This window comes from Tranquillimonas rosea (genome assembly GCF_900111315.1).
Taxonomy (GTDB): Bacteria; Pseudomonadota; Alphaproteobacteria; order Rhodobacterales; family Rhodobacteraceae; genus Tranquillimonas; species Tranquillimonas rosea.
Map to the genome: position 1 here is coordinate 119,056 of NZ_FOGU01000009.1, position 14,836 is coordinate 133,891.

Here is a 14,836-nt window from a genome sequence, read left to right on the forward strand (position 1 = left end):
CGCGGCGCCACCGAGGATAGGAGACAACATGCGGCTTCTGCACGCCTTCGCGGTACTGGTTCTGGGCACGGGTACGGCAGCGGCGAATGTGCCCTGCGGCGGGGATTTCGGCGCCTTCACCCGCGCCATGGAGGACGAGGCGATCGCGCGCGGGGCGGACCCGCAGGTCGCCGCGCGGTTCTTCGACGGCGTGCGCCAGGACCCCGAGACGCTGGAGGCCGACCGCCGCCAGGGCGTGTTCCAGCTGCCCTTCGTGGAGTTCTCGCGCCGGCTGATCAGCCAGAACCGGATCGAGCGCGGGCGCCAGATGGCCGACCGCTACGACCAGGTGTTCGACCGGATCGAGTCCGAGTACGGCGTCAGTCGCGGCATCCTCCTGGCCTTCTGGGCGTTCGAGACCGATTACGGCGCGGTGCAGGGCGACTTCAACACCGTGAACTCGCTGATGACGCTGGCGCACGATTGCCGCAGGCCCGATCTGTTCCGGCCGCAGGTCTTTGCCGCGATCGACCTCTACGCGGCGGGGGATATCGATCCCGACACTACCACGGGCGCCTGGGCGGGCGAGATCGGCATGGTTCAGATGCTGCCGGAAGACATCCGCGACAACGGCGTCGACGGCGACGGGGACGGCCATGTGCGGCTCAAGGAATCGGCGCCGGACGCGCTGATGTCCGGGGCCGCGATGCTGCGCGACCTGGGATGGCGTCCGGGCGAGCCCTGGCTGCAGGAGGTCGACCTGCCGCAGGACTTCGACTGGGTGCAGACCGGCATTGACGTGGAGCGCCCGGTGGCGCAATGGGCCTCGATGGGCGTGACGGCGCGGACCGGTTCGCTTGGCGCCGGCGATCTGCCGGCCTCGATCGTGCTGCCGCAGGGCCGGAACGGCCCGGCCTTCATCGCATATCCGAATTTCGACGTGCTCTTCGAGTGGAACGAGAGCTTCGTCTACGTGACCACGGCGGCCTATTTCGCCACGCGGCTCGAAGGCGCGCCCGTCTATGACGCGGGCAATCCTTCCGACGGGCTGGACGATGCGCAGATGAAGGAATTGCAGCGCAAGCTGCAGGCGCGTGGCTACGACGTGGGCGGGGTCGACGGCATCCTCGGCGCCGGCACCCGGAACGCTGTCCAGCGCGTGCAGGCCGAGATGGGACTGCCGGCGGACGCCTGGCCGACCGAGGAGCTTCTGAACCGGCTCTGACCGGGAGGCGCGCCTGTCGGCGCACGCGATGTCTGCGGCGCCCTTCGGGCGCCGCGTTGCGCCGGCCCGGTCCTGTCGGACCGCGCCGGCGGGCCTCCGGCGGGGATATTTCCGGACAGGAGAGGACGGGTGCGCCCAGACACAGGCGCGGTGCGCGCGGGATGTGTTCCGGCGGCGGGAAGCGGCGCTACGTTTATCATGCGAGACAGGAAACGGAGGGCGAAGTCATGCTGGACCGGATCGACGGACTTCACCACATCACGTCGCTGGCACGGGATGCCGCGGCGAACAACGCGTTCTTCACCGGGCTCTTGGGCCTGCGGCGGGTGAAGAAGACCGTCAATTTCGACGCGCCGGATGTCTATCACGTTTATTACGGCGACGCGGTGGGAAGCCCCGGCACCGTGATGACGTATTTCCCCTTTCCCCGGGCTGGACGGGGGACGCGGGGCGCCGGAGAGGCGGGGCGCGTGAGCTTTTCCGTGCCTGCGGGCAGTCTCGACGCCTGGCAGCGCCGGCTGTCGGAGGCCGGCGTCGCGGGCCTGCGGCGGGGCGAGAGCTTTGGCGCCGAAACGCTGGACTTCGAGGGGCCCGATGGCGAGGCGCTTGCGCTGGTCGAAGAGGAGGATGCCCGCGCCCCCTGGAGGGAGGGGCCGGTTTCCGGGGAGATCGCGATCCGCGGCTTTCACGCCACGCGCCTGGTGCTGCGCGAGGCAGAGGGGATCGAGGCGCTGTTGCGGTTCATGGGGTTCGCGGAGGACGGGCGTGAGGGAGCCGTGTCCCGCCATGCCCTGCCCGGCGGCGGGCCGGGGCGGATCGTCGAGATCGAGACGCGCCCCGATGCCCCGCCCGCGCGCCAAGGCGCCGGATCGGTACATCACGTCGCCTTCTCGGTGGCGGATCGCGCGGCGCAGGCGGCGGTCCGCGACGCGCTTGTGGCGGAGGGCTACGACATCACTCCGCCGATCGACCGGGACTATTTCTGGGCGGTCTATTTCCGTGCGCCCGGCGGCGTGTTGTTCGAGGTCGCCACGGCGGAGCCGGGATTCGACCGGGACGAGGACGTGGCGCATCTGGGCGAGGCGCTGAAACTGCCGGCGCAACACGAGCATCTGCGGCCCGCCCTGGAGCGGCATCTCGCCCCGGTGGACCCGTAGGGCCGCGACGCTTGTGGCGCGGGCGGGCTGTGGCTACATGCCGGGACCATGACAGCGCATGATCCCATCTCGTTCGTTCCCGTCACCGTGCACAAGCGCGACGCGTTCTCGGAGACCGTGTCGGGACATGCCGCGGACGCCCCGGCCCGGAAGCTGGTCCTGCGCAAGCTGGACGCCCTGCCGTGGTGGGGGCGGCCGCTGGCCTGGATGCTGGCCCGGCGGGAGATCCGGGGATTGCGCGCGGTCCAGGGGATTGCCGGGGTGCCCGAGTTGGTGCGCGTCGACCGCGAGGGGCTGTTGCGCAGCTGGACCGAGGGTACGCCGTTGCAGCTGGCGCGGCCGGACGACGCCGCCTGGTACGCCGACGCGCGGCGGATGCTGCGCGAGATGCGCGCGCGGGGCGTGACGCACAATGACCTGGCGAAGCCGCAGAACTGGCTCAGGACGCCCGATGGCCGCGCGGCTGTGATCGATTTCCAGCTGGCCAGCGTGCATCGGCGTCGCGGCCGGCTGTTCCGGGTGCAGGCCTACGAGGATCTGCGGCACCTGCTGAAGCAGAAGCGGTTTTTCGCGCCGCACCTGCTGACGCCCACCGAGCGGCGGATCGTCGGGCGGCGGTCGCTGCCCTCGCGGCTGTGGCGGCGGACCGGCAAGCGGGCCTATGTCTTCGTCACGCGGCGGCTGATGAACTGGTCCGACGGCGAGGGCACCGGGCGGCGGCTGGAGGACGAGGGGCCGGCGATCCTGTCGGCCCTGCGGGGCGATCCGGCGATCCGGGATGCGGCGCTCTGCGCCTATCCGCTGCCGTCGCAGGGGGTCGGGCTGTACGCGTTCGTGGAGACCGAGCTCGACGAGGCGGGCGTGCGCGCCCGGCTGCCGGAGAGCGCGTCGGTGGAGGCGGTGCAGGCGGTGGCGACGCTGCCGCGGACCCATGACGGCGCCCCGCGGCGGGACATCCTGGAGATGGTGGCGATGAACCGTCTGGAGGAGCTGTCGGCGCTGGAGGCACGCGAGCCGGACCTGGCGCCGGTGATCGCACCGATCGTCGCCCACCGGCGGAACCTCACCGACCGGTATTTCCGGGCTCAGAACGGCGGCGGGGCGCGGTAGCGTTCCATCCGGCCGCCGTCGGGATGGTGCAGGCGCAGCTCCTCGGCGTGGAGCATCATCCTGGGGTGGTCGTCGCGGGCCGCGCCCTCGGCGTAGAAGGGATCGCCGAGGATGGGGTGGCCGAGCGAGAGCATGTGGACCCGGAGCTGGTGCGAGCGCCCCGTCTGGGGATAGAGTACCACGCGGGTGCAGCCGTCAGCGCGCTTCGAGACCTTCCAGTCGGTGACGGCGCGCTTGCCGTGTTCGTGGTCGATCTTCTGCAGGGGACGGTTCGGCCAGTCGACGATCATCGGCTGGTCCACGGTGCCGCGGGATTCGGCAATCTCGCCGGCGACCCAGGCGACGTAGGTCTTCTTGAGCTTGCGCCGCTCGAACTGGAGGCCGAGATGCCTCTGGGCGTGGGGGGTCAGGGCGAAGACCATCAGGCCGGACGTGTCCCGGTCGAGCCGGTGGACGAGGCGCACCTCGGGGAACGCGGCCTGGAGCCGGGCGAGCAGGCAATCGGCGAGATGCGGCCCGCGGCCGGGCACGGACAGGAGCCCCGCCGGCTTTTCGGCCAGCAGGATCTCGTGATCCTGGTAGAGCACGTTGAGCGGAACGTCGGGCGGATCGTAGTCTGACATCGGCCGGGGATTAGCCTGCCGGCAGCCCGCCGGCAAGCGGGCGCCGGCGGGGCGATCAGAGCGTTCCGAAGGTGGCGTCGAGAATCCGGGAGAGCCCCTCGGCGTCGTCGGTGTCGAAGGCGTCGGGGCGGTCGCTGTCGATGTCGAGCACGGCGATGATCTCGCCCCGTCCGTCGCGCACCGGGAGGACGATTTCCGAGCGGGTTGAGGAGGAGCAGGCAATGTGGCCGGGGAAGGCCTCGACATCGGCCACGATCTGCGTCTGGCCGGTGCGGGCGGCGGCGCCGCAGACCCCGCGGTCGAAGGGGATCGTGAGGCAGCCGTGGCCGCCCTGGTAGGGGCCGATCCGCAGGATCCCCGGCTCGGTCACGCGGTAGAAGCCGGTCCAGTCGAACCTGTCGTCGGCATGGTGCAGCTCGCAGGCGAGGGTGGCCATGAGCGCGACGGCGTCGGTCTCGCCCTCGGTCAGGCTGGCGGTGGTCTTGGCAAGCTCGGCGTAGTCGGCGCGCATGGTTTCTCCGTTGCGGACAAGGGGGCTGTCCGCCCCCTCTTGCCCGCGGGACGCGGGCAATTCACCCCCGAGGATATTTCCGGACAGAAGAAGATGCGAGGACGGTAACCGGCGATTAGGCCGGGTCGGGGTAGGGATGGCGGCAGGCAGAGCGCGGGGCGGAGATGATCGTGGAGGTTGCGGAACATGGCGCGGTGCTGATCGTGTCGGTGACCGGGCCGCGGCTCGACGCGGCGGCGGCGGTCGGCTTCAAGGACAGCGTGCGAGCGGTCGTGCGCGAGACCCGCGCGGTGCGTGTGGTGCTGGACCTGGAACGGGTTCAGTTCCTCGACAGCAGCGGCCTGGGTGCGGTGATCGGCCTGAAGCAGGAGCTGGCGCCCGAGCGCAGATTGGAGCTGGCGGCCCTGGGACCGGCGGTGCGCAAGGTGTTCCGGCTGACCTGCATGGAGCGGATCTTCGCGATCCACGCGGATGCGGCGGCGGCGCTGTCGGTGGCGGAGGATGGACCGACCCATGCGTGTTGAGGACGTCTCGCGCGGTGCGGCCGGGCTGGCCGGATGCGCCGACGGGGCCGCGCCGGAGCTGCGGCTGATCCTGGTGGCCAGCCCGTTGGCGGTGCGCGCGGGACTGGCGGGGGTGATGGCCGCGCTGGGCGGGAGGCTCGGGGAGGCGGATGCGCGGCAGAATGTCGAGCTCGTGCTGGCGGAGGTTCTGAACAACATCGTCCTGCATGCCCATGGAGGGCGCGCGGACGGGCTCGTGGACCTGCGGCTGCGGCCAGTGGCCGATGGCGTGCTATGCCGCGTGCTGGACGATGGAGCGCCGATGGCGCGTGGCGGTGTGCCCGATGGCAGCTTTCCCCCGGCGGGGGCCCGTGGCGGGTTCGGCTGGGTGCTGATCCGGGCGCTGGCCAGCGGGATCTCCTATCGTCGCCGGGAGGGCCGCAACTGCCTGGAGTTCCGGATCGTGACGGGCCGGGCCGTCCGGGCCATCTGAGGGCGGGTGGCCGGCGCGCCGATCCGCGGATTGGCATCGCGCGGCGAACCCCCTACGGTCGCCGCGGACCGGCGCGACACGGAGGAGGCAAGGCCGCATGCGGGACTTTCAAAAACCGGGACGCTCGGCCGTCCATGCGACGAACGGGATGTGCGCGACCTCTCATCCGCTGGCCGCGAAGGTTGCCGTGCAGACGCTCGAATCGGGCGGCAACGCGGTCGACGCGGCGATCGCGGGGGCGGTTCTTCTGGGGATCTGCGAGCCGCAGATGACCGGGATCGGCGGCGACTGTTTTGTCCTGTTGAGCCCGCCGGGAGAAGACCGGATCGTCGCGCTGAACGGGTCGGGCCGTGCGCCGGCGGGGCTGGAGGCGACGCAGCTGCGTGCGGCCGGACACGGGACGGTGCCCCTGGGCTCGGCCGATGCGGTGACGGTGCCCGGGGCGATCGACGCGTTCTGCCGGCTGTCGGCGGACTGGGGCAAGGCGGGGCTGAAGGCAGCCCTGGCGCCGGCGATCCACTATGCCGAGGCGGGGGTGCCCGTGGCGCCGCGCGTCGCCTTCGACTGGGCGCTCGCGGCGGATACGCTGCAGGGCGCGGCGCGTGACGCCTATCTGGTGGGCGGCGCGGCACCGGCTCCGGGGCAGATGTTCCGCGCGCCCGGCCAGGCCGAGGTCCTGCGGCGGGTCGCGATGGACGGCCGGGCGGGATTCTACGAAGGCGAGGTCGCCGAGGACATGGTGGCCGCGCTGTCCGCGGCCGGCGGGCGCCATACGCTGGCGGACTTCGCCGCGACCGCCTGCGACTACGGCGATCCGATCTCGGGCGACTACAAGGGCACCGAGCTGGTCGAGCATCCGCCCAACGGTCAGGGCGCGACGGCGATCCTGATGGCGAACATCCTGGCGCAGTTCGACCTGGCGGCGATGGACCCGCTCGGCGCCGACCGCGCCCATGTGGAGGCAGAGGCGGCGAAGCTGGCCTACGACACCCGCAACCGGTTCTTCGCCGATCCCGACCACATGACCCGGCTCGACCACATGATGTCGATGGAGACGGCGCGGCGGCTGGCTGCGCTGATCGACATGAAGACCGCGATGCCGGACGCGCGCCCGGTGTCCGAGGCGGTGCACCGCGACACGATCTACATCACGGTGGTCGACAAGGACCGGATGGCGGTGTCGCTGATCTATTCGATCTTTCACAGCTTCGGCTCGGGGATCGCCTCGGACCGGTTCGGTATCCTGTTCCAGAACCGCGGCGCGGGCTTCTCTCTGGAGGAGGGGCATCCGAACGAGGCGGCGGGCGGCAAGCGGCCGGTGCACACGATCCTGCCGGGGATGCTGAAACAGGGCGGTCGGGTCGTGGCGCCCTTCGGTGTGATGGGCGGCGCGTATCAGCCCAACGGCCATGCGCGGTTTCTGACGAACCTCGTCGACTACGGCATGGACCCGCAGGAGGCGATCGACGCGCCGCGCAGTTTCAGCGACCAGGGCGTGCTGAATGTCGAGCGCGGGTATTCCGACGCGGTGCGCGACGACCTGGCCGGGCGCGGCCACCACGTCGAGATCCCAAAAGTCGCCATCGGCGGGGCGCAGACGATCCGGATCGACCACGCGGCGGGCGTCCTCGTCGGCGGGTCGGACCCCCGCAAGGACGGGCTGGCGCTGGGGTACTGAGAATGGCGATCACACCTGTCTCGGAACTCGTCGCGCGTGCCAAGCGCCAGATCACCTCGTATGCGCCGGAGGTGGCGCGGGACCTGGTCGAGGCAGAGGAGGCCCGGCTGGTCGACATCCGCGACCCGCGCGAGCTGGCGCGCGACGGCCGGGTGCCCGGCGCCATCCATGCGCCGCGCGGGATGCTGGAGTTCTGGGTCGACCCCGACAGCCCGTATCACAAGCCTGTCCTTGCCACCGACGCGACGCTGATCCTGTTCTGCGCAAGCTCGTGGCGCTCGGCCTTGGCGGCGAAGGCCCTGGCGGACATGGGGGTCGAACGGGTGGCCGAGGTCGAGGGCGGTTTCGATGCCTGGTCCGCGGCCGGCCTGCCGGTGGAGCGGGACGCCTAGTTCAGTTGGAACTGCAGCGGGTAGACGCCGTCCTCGAGGTCGCCGAAGAGTTCGGAGACATCGGGGTGGTCCACCGGTTCGCCGGAATAGTCGGGGACCAGGTTCTGTTCCGAGACGTAGGCTACGTAATAGCTCTGCTCGTTCTCGGCGAGCAGATGGTAGAACGGTTGGTCTTTGTCGGGGCGGCTTTCCTCGGGGATGGCCGCATACCATTCGTCGGTGTTCGAGAACATCGCGTCGACATCGAACACCACGCCGCGAAACGGGTGTTTGCGGTGCCGCACAATCTGGCCAAGGTTGTATTTCGCGCGAGTCTTCAGCATATCTCGGCCCCCTACAGCATTAGATGTAGGGCAGCAAAGGGGCTTGTGTCGATCTACTGCCTCAAAACCTCGGGAAACAGTCTGTGACGATCCTTCTGACAGTGCTGAATGTCAGCGCTCCGGTCTTTCTGCTGGCGGCGATCGGGTTCGCCTGGGTGAAGCTCGGATTCGACTATCCGCTGGACTTCGTGACGCGGACGGCGATGACCGTCTCGCTGCCCTGCCTGATCTTCGTCGCGCTGATGGAGACCGAGATCGAGCCCGAGGCGCTGACGACCGTGTCGCTCGCCGCCGTGGCCGCCTATGCCGCGGTGACCGTGGTGATGCTGGCCGTCGTCCGGCTGGGCGACCTGAGCATGCGCACCTATCTTGCGCCACTGATCTTCGGCAACACGGGCAACCTGGGGCTGCCGCTGGCGCTGTTCGCCTTCGGGGACGAGGGGCTTGGCTATGCGGTGGTGATCTTCGGCATCATGGCGGTCTATTCGTTCACCATCGGGGTCTGGATGGTCTCGGGCGGCGGGTCGCTGACCAAGGTGCTGAAAGAGCCGCTTGTCGCGGGGACTGTGCTGGGCGCGCTGTTCCTGTGGCAGGGCTGGCGGACGCCGGTGTTCCTGACCAACACGCTGGATCTGCTCGGACAGATGGCGATCCCGCTGATGCTGCTGACGCTCGGGGTCGCCATCGCGCGGCTGACGCCGGGACGGTTGGGGCTGGCGAGCGCGCTGGCCGCGGTGAAGATGGCCGTCTGCATCGCGATCGGGTGGCTCATGGGGTGGGCCTTCGGGCTGCCCGACATCGCCTTCGCCGTGCTGGTCATCCAGATCGCCACGCCGATCGCGGTGACGAGCTATCTGCTGGCGCAGAAATACGGCGCCGATGCCGAGGCTGTCGCGGGACTCGTCGTGGCCTCGACCCTGCTGTCGGTGGTGGTCCTGCCCGTGTTGCTTGCACTTGTGATGTGATGCCGCAGGATTAGGAGTTCATCCACCGAGCCCTTTACGCTACAGTCTTATAAAAAGACTACAAAAGATAAAAAGACTACAAAACATAGCGAGAGGCAGATGAGCAGATCCCTTCGCGCCCTGGTGCTGTTGCTGTTCGTGGCGAGCTGCGGAAGCACGGACCATACTGCGCCGAATAACCTCGACAACGCGTGCTCGATCGTCAGCGAACGTCCGCACTACCTGCGGGCGATGAAGCGGACGCAGCGCAAGTACGGGGTGCCGGTTGCAGTGCAGATGGCGACCATCCACCAAGAATCGAAATTCATCGGCAATGCCCGGACGCCGCTGCGCTTCACGCTCGGCGTTATTCCCATGGGGCGGCAATCGTCGGCCTACGGGTATTCCCAGGCGCTCGACGGCACCTGGGAGGAATACAAGCGCGAGACCGGCAACCGCCGGGCCAAGCGTGACGACATCAGCGACGCGACCGACTTCATGGGCTGGTACATGAACAAGACGCAGGCGAGCCTGAGCATCCCGAAATGGGATGCCCGGCGCCAGTACCTTGCCTATCACGAGGGGCGCGCGGGCTATGCCAGCGGCAGCTACAACGCGAAGCCGTGGCTGATGGCCGTGGCCTCGAAGGTGGCGGCGCGGGCGCAGACCTACGACGATCAGCTCCGCGCCTGCCGGCGTATCTGAGGCGTCGTTAATCGCCGCGGCGGCGGCGCACCTCGTTGGGGATGTTGAACAGCGACGCCCTCAGCGAGCTGCCCGTCGTCATGTCGCCCAGCACCACGGTCGTCTCGGTGCCGTTCTGGTCGGTGATCACCCACTGGCGCAGCTGCGTGGGGTTGCCGGTAAAGACCAGCTCGATCTGCCCGATCTCGGGCCGCTCTGGATCCTGCGCGGTCACGATCGTCTTGGGGCCTTCCTCGCGGTGGCCGACCACCATGTTGCGGCGGGCGAGATCGACGTTGCTCTCGAGGATGATGTTCAGCGGCGTCTGCGCCAGCGGATAGGTCTCGGGCGTGGCCACGTTGGACTTGCCGTCGAAGATCGCGACCTGGCCGCCGCCGGCCATCACCAGGGTTTCTTCGGGCTCGGCGTAATCGAACCGCGCGCGTCCGGGGCGCTGGATGTACAGACGGCCGGTCGAAATCGTGCCGTCGTTGTTGATCTGGGTAAAGTCCGCCTCGGCGGAGCCCAGGGCGTTGAGATAGCGCGACAGCTCGTTCAGCGAGATCGGGGCAGCCTGTGCAGGCGCGGCGACGCCGGTGAGGGCGGCGGCCGCCGTGGCGGCGAGAAAGTGTCTGCGATCCATGGGCGTTCGTCCTTCGTCTGCTCGGCAACGGATATATGGACAGCGTCGGCTGGCTGCCACTGCTAGGCAATAACGTGCTCGTGCGGGGGCGGTTTCCCGGCGGCTTGGCGCGAAACGAAAACGCCCGGCCCGCGCGATGCGGACCGGGCGCCAGCCTGTCCCCGATGTCGGGCGGCTACTGCTGTTCGGGCACGAGGATCTCGCGCTTGCCGACATGGTTCGCGGACGAGACGACGCCCTCGTCCTCCATCTGCTCCACCAGCCGCGCGGCCTTGTTGTAGCCGATCGCCAGTTTCCGCTGGATATACGAGGTCGAGCACTTGCGATCCTTGATCACGATCGCGACGGCCTGGTCGTAGAGCGCGTCCTCGCCATCCGTGTTGCCGCCGGTGTTGCCCAGGCCCAGCACCGCGTCGATGTCGCTCTCCTTGCCGTCCTCGGGGCCGTCGACGACGCCCGACTTGTAGTCCGGCGGACCGAAGGCCTTGAGGTAGCGCACGATCTCCTCGACCTCCTCGTCCGAGCAGAAGGGTCCGTGCACACGCGTGATCCGCGCGCCCCCGGCCATGTAGAGCATGTCGCCCATCCCCAGCAGCTGTTCCGCGCCCTGTTCGCCGAGGATCGTCCGGCTGTCGATCTTGGACGTCACCGAGAACGAGATCCGGGTGGGGAAGTTCGCCTTGATCGTGCCGGTGATGACGTCGACCGACGGGCGCTGCGTCGCCATGATCAGGTGGATGCCGCTCGCCCGCGCCATCTGCGCGAGGCGCTGGATGCAGGCCTCGATCTCCTTGCCGGCGACCATCATCAGGTCGGCCATCTCGTCCACGATGACGACGATGTAGGGCATCGTCTCGGGCTGGATTTCCTCGGTCTCGAAGATCGGCTCGCCGGTCTCGTCGTCGAACCCGGTCTGAACCGTCCGGCTGAACGTCTCGCCGTTGGCCAACGCCTCGCGGACGCGGCCATTGTAGCCGTCGATGTTCCGCACGCCCATCTTGGACATCTTGCGATACCGGTCCTCCATCTCGCCGACGACCCATTTCAGGGCGACGACCGCCTTCTTGGGGTCGGTGACGACGGGGGACAGCAGGTGCGGGATGCCGTCGTAGACGCTGAGTTCCAGCATCTTCGGGTCGATCATGATCAGCCGGCATTCCTCGGGTGTCAGCTTGTAGAGCAGCGACAGGATCATCGTGTTGATGGCGACGGACTTGCCCGAACCGGTGGTGCCCGCGATCAGCAGGTGCGGCATCTTCGCGAGGTTGGCGATCACCGGCTCGCCGCCGATGTCCTTGCCGAGCGCGAGCGGCAGCTTGGCGTTGGTGTCGCCGAAGTCGCGGGCCGCCAGAAGCTCGCGCAGCACCGTCATCTCGCGCTTCTCGTTCGGCAGTTCGATGCCGATGACCGACCGCCCCGGCACCGTCGAGACACGGGCCGAGAGCGCCGACATCGACCGCGCGATGTCGTCCGCCAGCCCGATCACGCGGCTCGCCTTCAGGCCGGGCGCGGGCTCCAGCTCGTACATCGTGACGACGGGGCCGGGCCGGACGCTGACGATCTCGCCCTTCACGCCGTAATCGTCGAGCACGGTCTCGAGCATGCGGGCGTTTTCCTCCAGCGCCTCGTCGCTCAGGTGGTGCCGCTCGACGGTGTCGGGATTGGTCAACAGGTTCAGCGGCGGATACTCGTACTCGGCCCCGCTCTCGTCGAACTGCAGGCCGGGCTGCGCCTCTTCCTGCGCCTTGCGCGAGGGCTGGGACTTGCGGTTCCCGTGCTGCACAACCTTCTTTTCCGGGGCAGGGGAGGGGGCCGAGGTGCCCTGGCGGCGGGTCTGCCCGTCTGGCGTGCGGCCGGTCTCGAACAGGGGCTCGGCCGTCAGCGACTTCGGCTCGGGTTGTACCAGCTCGGGCTCCGGCATCTCGTAGCCCTCGGCGTCGCGCACGTCGTCCTGCTCGATCAGCGCCTCGTCCTCGTACGCATCCTGCGGCATGCCGGGAAGCTGTTCGGCCACGGGATGCGCCGGCGCGGCACCGCGCGTCACCGGCGGTTCCGCTCGGCTGGCCGAGACCGGCGGCTCGACGCGGCGCTGCGCGCCGCCCGTGCCGGTCTGCAGGATCATCGGGCGCGGGCCCTTGGGGTGCCGGCCCACGGCGGCGGCGATCGGATCGCTCGCGCCGGCGCTGATCGGCTTGGCCCGCACGCGCGTGCGGATCACGTCGGCGATCTTGGCCTTGATCCGGTCGTCCCCGGCGTCGTCTTCTGCACCGTCGTCGTAGACGTCGTCCTCGAACTCCGCCTCGTCCGCCTGCGCGTTGCGGCGGAACAGGCGCGAGAGGAAGGTCGGACGTTCCCCGGCCTCGGGCGCTGTGTCGTCGTCCTCGAACACATCGTCGTCCTCCGGGGCGTGGCGGTCAGCGCGGATGGTCGGGATGCGACGGTCGCTGCGCGACTGGCCGGCGAGGGAAGGCATCTCGGCGCTTTCCGCCGCTTCCTCGGCCATGGCGCGGTCCCGCTCCAGCGCTTCGGCTTTCGCCCGGTCGCGGGCGACGCGGCGCCGCTCGGCGCGCTCGGCCGCGGTGTCACGCGCGCTGCCCAGGCCGCGTCCGGCGGCCTTCGCCGACAGGCCGAGCGCCGAGGCGATCCCGGCATAGAGCATCACGGTGCCGCCCACGAGGTAGAACACGATCGCCCGCAGCTCGCGCGTGGAAAAGCCCAGCACGAACAGCCCCAGCGCGAAGGTCGCCAGCGCCACTGCCAGCGCCATCACCTTCAGCCCAAGCGTCGCCTGCACCGGCACCACGCCCAGCACGGCCCCCAGGACGGTATCCCCAAACAGCCCGCCCAGGCCGAAGCTGTGGCTCCACTCGGCGCCGGGCACATGGGTGGCGGCATAGACAGAGGCGAGCGCGATGGCGAGCGGGGCAAAGACGGCGCGGGCGGCGAAGCGCTCGTCGCCCTTGTGCAGCAGGAATCGCAGCCCCCAGCCGAGGAATACGACCGGAAACCCCCACGAACCCCAGCCGACGATGATGAAGAGCGGTGCCGCAATCGACGCGCCGAAGGTGCCGAGCGCGTTCTGCGCCGGCGCGTCGGTGGCGGACATGAAGCTGGGATCCTCTGCGGAATACGAGGCCAGCATCATTGCCGCGGCCACGCCCAGCGCGATCAGCGCCAGTCCGATCAGCTCCTTGCCCCGACGCGCGATGACTTCCTGGGTCGAACTGTCGAACAGCGGGTCGCGGTGTCTGGTCTGGTAGGCCATGTGTCCCTCGTTCTTACGCAAACAGGCAGTCGCGGAGCCGCACCAGCCCGCTCTGCATTTCTTCTTCTGGGGCGACGAGTGCCACGCGGATATAGCCCGCCCCCGGGTTCCGGCCGTCGACCTCGCGCGACAGGTACGCGCCGGGCAGCACCCGGATGCCGGTCTCGCGCCAAAGCTTCAGCGCGGCCGCTTCGCCGTCGGCCACCGGCAGCCAAAGGAAGAACCCGCCATGCGGCGCGGCGCATCCCTCGACGCCGGTGAATATCTCGTCGGCGATGTCGAACTTGCGGGCATAGAGCGCGCGGTTCGCGGCCACGTGCGCCTCGTCGGCCCACAGGCGTGCCGAGGCCATCTGGATCGGCAGCGGCAGCGGGGCGCCCGCGAACGCCCGCAATTGCCGGATGCGCGCCATGTTGCGCGCGCCCGTGGCGACGAAGCCCGACCTGAGGCCGGGCACGTTCGAGCGCTTCGAGAGAGAGTGAACGGCGATCACCCGGTCCGGGTCGGCGCCGATCTCGGCCGCGACCTCCAGCGCGCCCGGCGGCGGCGCGTCGCGATAGATTTCGGAATAGCACTCGTCCGCGACGATGCGGAAATCGTGGGTCTCGGCCAGCTGGATCAGCCCGGCCCAGTAACTCTTGTCGGCAATCGCGCCCTGGGGATTCGCGGGCGAGCAGAGATACACCAACTCCGTGCGGTCGAGCAGCGCGGCGGGCAGCGCGGCATAGTCCGGCAGGAATCCCGTGTCGGCCGTGGCGGGCACGTAGACCGGCTCGGCGCCCACCGACAGCGCCGCGACCGCGTAGACCTGGTAGAACGGGTTCGGCATCAGCACCGCCGGGGTCGCGCCCGCAGACTCGGGGCACAGCGCCATCGCGATGTTGTAGAGCCCCTCGCGCGTGCCGTTCAGCGCCATGACCTGCGTCTCGGGGTCCAGCGTCACGCCATAGCGCCGCGCCACCCAGCCGGTGATCGCCTCGCGCAGGGCGGGCGCGCCCTCGTTCGGGGGATAGCGTCCGAACCCGTCGGCGTTCGCGGCGATCTCGTCGGTGACCCAGTCGGGGAACGGATGCTTCGGCTCGCCGATGCTCATGTGCAGCACGTCGCCGCCCGGCGCATGCGCGTCGAGCAGGCTCCGCAGACGCGGAAACGCGTATTCGGGCAGTTGTGAAAACCGCTGTGGAAACCGCATCGATGCCTCAAGTCCGGGGTCGTGTCGCCCCTTTGAGGATGAACCTACCGCACGCTCGCGTGAAGGGTCCAGCGCAACTCCTTGGGCCTTACGGGTTTCCGGGCTTGCATGTGG

General features: G+C 69.4%; 15 protein-coding genes. 9 read left to right on the top strand and 6 right to left on the bottom strand.

All coding sequences use genetic code 11. The annotated features are described in order from the left end of the window. Positions 1–28 precede the first annotated feature (28 nt). The 3 genes from BMZ25_RS15215 to BMZ25_RS15225 all read left to right on the top strand — a co-directional run bounded on the left by BMZ25_RS15215 (position 29) and on the right by BMZ25_RS15225 (position 3,471). Entirely contained in the window at positions 29–1,204 is a 1,176-nt protein-coding gene (locus BMZ25_RS15215) for a lytic murein transglycosylase (RefSeq protein ID WP_092695118.1), read from the top strand. 227 nt (positions 1,205–1,431) lie between these two features. Then, positions 1,432–2,361 (top strand): VOC family protein, encoded by a 930-nt coding sequence (locus BMZ25_RS15220; protein ID WP_092695120.1) that lies wholly within the window; start codon positions 1,432–1,434, stop codon positions 2,359–2,361. A 48-nt stretch (positions 2,362–2,409) separates the two neighbouring features. After that, the gene (locus BMZ25_RS15225) at positions 2,410–3,471 is read left to right on the top strand and encodes a serine/threonine protein kinase (RefSeq protein ID WP_092695122.1); all 1,062 of its coding nucleotides are present in this window, start codon (positions 2,410–2,412) and stop codon (positions 3,469–3,471) included. Here the strand turns inward: BMZ25_RS15225 and BMZ25_RS15230 are convergent. Continuing rightward, positions 3,447–4,094, bottom strand: a complete 648-nt coding sequence (locus BMZ25_RS15230; protein WP_092695124.1) for a pseudouridine synthase — start codon at positions 4,092–4,094, stop codon at positions 3,447–3,449. The two genes, BMZ25_RS15225 and BMZ25_RS15230, sit on opposite strands and share 25 nt — an antisense overlap. Positions 4,095–4,149: 55 nt before the next feature. Further along, positions 4,150–4,605, bottom strand: a complete 456-nt coding sequence (locus BMZ25_RS15235; protein ID WP_092695126.1) for a GAF domain-containing protein — start codon at positions 4,603–4,605, stop codon at positions 4,150–4,152. 164 nt (positions 4,606–4,769) lie between these two features. On the opposite strand from BMZ25_RS15235, the gene BMZ25_RS15240 reads away from it, so the two are divergent. The 4 genes from BMZ25_RS15240 to BMZ25_RS15255 all read left to right on the top strand — a co-directional run bounded on the left by BMZ25_RS15240 (position 4,770) and on the right by BMZ25_RS15255 (position 7,671). Beyond that, positions 4,770–5,129, top strand: a complete 360-nt coding sequence (locus BMZ25_RS15240) for an STAS domain-containing protein (RefSeq protein WP_092695128.1) — start codon at positions 4,770–4,772, stop codon at positions 5,127–5,129. Next, positions 5,119–5,601, top strand: coding sequence for an ATP-binding protein (locus tag BMZ25_RS15245; RefSeq protein ID WP_177190481.1), 483 nt, complete (start codon positions 5,119–5,121; stop codon positions 5,599–5,601). Before BMZ25_RS15240 ends, BMZ25_RS15245 begins: the two co-directional genes overlap by 11 nt. A 97-nt stretch (positions 5,602–5,698) precedes the next feature. Further along, a complete protein-coding gene (locus BMZ25_RS15250) occupies positions 5,699–7,279 on the top strand; it encodes a gamma-glutamyltransferase family protein (protein WP_092695132.1) in 1,581 nt (526 codons plus the stop codon). A gap of 2 nt (positions 7,280–7,281) precedes the next feature. Further along, entirely contained in the window at positions 7,282–7,671 is a 390-nt protein-coding gene (locus BMZ25_RS15255) for a rhodanese-like domain-containing protein (RefSeq protein ID WP_092695134.1), read from the top strand. Here the strand turns inward: BMZ25_RS15255 and hspQ are convergent. Then, positions 7,668–7,994, bottom strand: coding sequence for a heat shock protein HspQ (hspQ, locus tag BMZ25_RS15260; RefSeq protein ID WP_092695136.1), 327 nt, complete (start codon positions 7,992–7,994; stop codon positions 7,668–7,670). The two genes, BMZ25_RS15255 and hspQ, sit on opposite strands and share 4 nt — an antisense overlap. A gap of 83 nt (positions 7,995–8,077) precedes the next feature. Between hspQ and BMZ25_RS15265 the strand changes: the two genes are divergently transcribed. Together BMZ25_RS15265 and BMZ25_RS15270 are read left to right on the top strand one after the other, a co-directional pair. Continuing rightward, positions 8,078–8,959 carry an AEC family transporter gene (locus BMZ25_RS15265; RefSeq protein ID WP_092695138.1) on the top strand — a complete coding sequence of 294 codons (882 nt, stop codon included), beginning with the start codon at positions 8,078–8,080 and terminating at the stop codon, positions 8,957–8,959. A 99-nt stretch (positions 8,960–9,058) separates the two neighbouring features. After that, positions 9,059–9,643, top strand: a complete 585-nt coding sequence (locus tag BMZ25_RS15270) for a transglycosylase SLT domain-containing protein (protein WP_092695140.1) — start codon at positions 9,059–9,061, stop codon at positions 9,641–9,643. Positions 9,644–9,650: 7 nt separating this feature from the next. On the opposite strand, the gene BMZ25_RS15275 is transcribed toward BMZ25_RS15270, so the two are convergent. From BMZ25_RS15275 to BMZ25_RS15285, 3 genes are all read right to left on the bottom strand, one after another. After that, positions 9,651–10,265 (bottom strand): LolA family protein, encoded by a 615-nt coding sequence (locus tag BMZ25_RS15275; protein ID WP_092695142.1) that lies wholly within the window; start codon positions 10,263–10,265, stop codon positions 9,651–9,653. A gap of 175 nt (positions 10,266–10,440) precedes the next feature. Continuing rightward, a complete protein-coding gene (locus BMZ25_RS15280; RefSeq protein ID WP_092695144.1) occupies positions 10,441–13,530 on the bottom strand; it encodes a DNA translocase FtsK in 3,090 nt (1,029 codons plus the stop codon). A gap of 13 nt (positions 13,531–13,543) precedes the next feature. Beyond that, on the bottom strand, positions 13,544–14,722 hold the full coding sequence (locus BMZ25_RS15285; protein ID WP_092695146.1) for an aminotransferase class I/II-fold pyridoxal phosphate-dependent enzyme: 1,179 nt from the start codon (positions 14,720–14,722) through the stop codon (positions 13,544–13,546). Positions 14,723–14,836 lie beyond the last annotated feature (114 nt).

Coding starts and splice junctions, on each gene's coding strand:
- BMZ25_RS15215 (WP_092695118.1), top strand. CDS start 29: ATGCGGCTTCTGCACGCCTTCGCGGTACTGGTTCTGGGCACGGGTACG.
- BMZ25_RS15220 (WP_092695120.1), top strand. CDS start 1,432: ATGCTGGACCGGATCGACGGACTTCACCACATCACGTCGCTGGCACGG.
- BMZ25_RS15225 (WP_092695122.1), top strand. CDS start 2,410: ATGACAGCGCATGATCCCATCTCGTTCGTTCCCGTCACCGTGCACAAG.
- BMZ25_RS15230 (WP_092695124.1), bottom strand. CDS start 4,094: ATGTCAGACTACGATCCGCCCGACGTTCCGCTCAACGTGCTCTACCAG.
- BMZ25_RS15235 (WP_092695126.1), bottom strand. CDS start 4,605: ATGCGCGCCGACTACGCCGAGCTTGCCAAGACCACCGCCAGCCTGACC.
- BMZ25_RS15240 (WP_092695128.1), top strand. CDS start 4,770: ATGATCGTGGAGGTTGCGGAACATGGCGCGGTGCTGATCGTGTCGGTG.
- BMZ25_RS15245 (WP_177190481.1), top strand. CDS start 5,119: ATGCGTGTTGAGGACGTCTCGCGCGGTGCGGCCGGGCTGGCCGGATGC.
- BMZ25_RS15250 (WP_092695132.1), top strand. CDS start 5,699: ATGCGGGACTTTCAAAAACCGGGACGCTCGGCCGTCCATGCGACGAAC.
- BMZ25_RS15255 (WP_092695134.1), top strand. CDS start 7,282: ATGGCGATCACACCTGTCTCGGAACTCGTCGCGCGTGCCAAGCGCCAG.
- hspQ (WP_092695136.1), bottom strand. CDS start 7,994: ATGCTGAAGACTCGCGCGAAATACAACCTTGGCCAGATTGTGCGGCAC.
- BMZ25_RS15270 (WP_092695140.1), top strand. CDS start 9,059: ATGAGCAGATCCCTTCGCGCCCTGGTGCTGTTGCTGTTCGTGGCGAGC.
- BMZ25_RS15275 (WP_092695142.1), bottom strand. CDS start 10,265: ATGGATCGCAGACACTTTCTCGCCGCCACGGCGGCCGCCGCCCTCACC.
- BMZ25_RS15280 (WP_092695144.1), bottom strand. CDS start 13,530: ATGGCCTACCAGACCAGACACCGCGACCCGCTGTTCGACAGTTCGACC.
- BMZ25_RS15285 (WP_092695146.1), bottom strand. CDS start 14,722: ATGCGGTTTCCACAGCGGTTTTCACAACTGCCCGAATACGCGTTTCCG.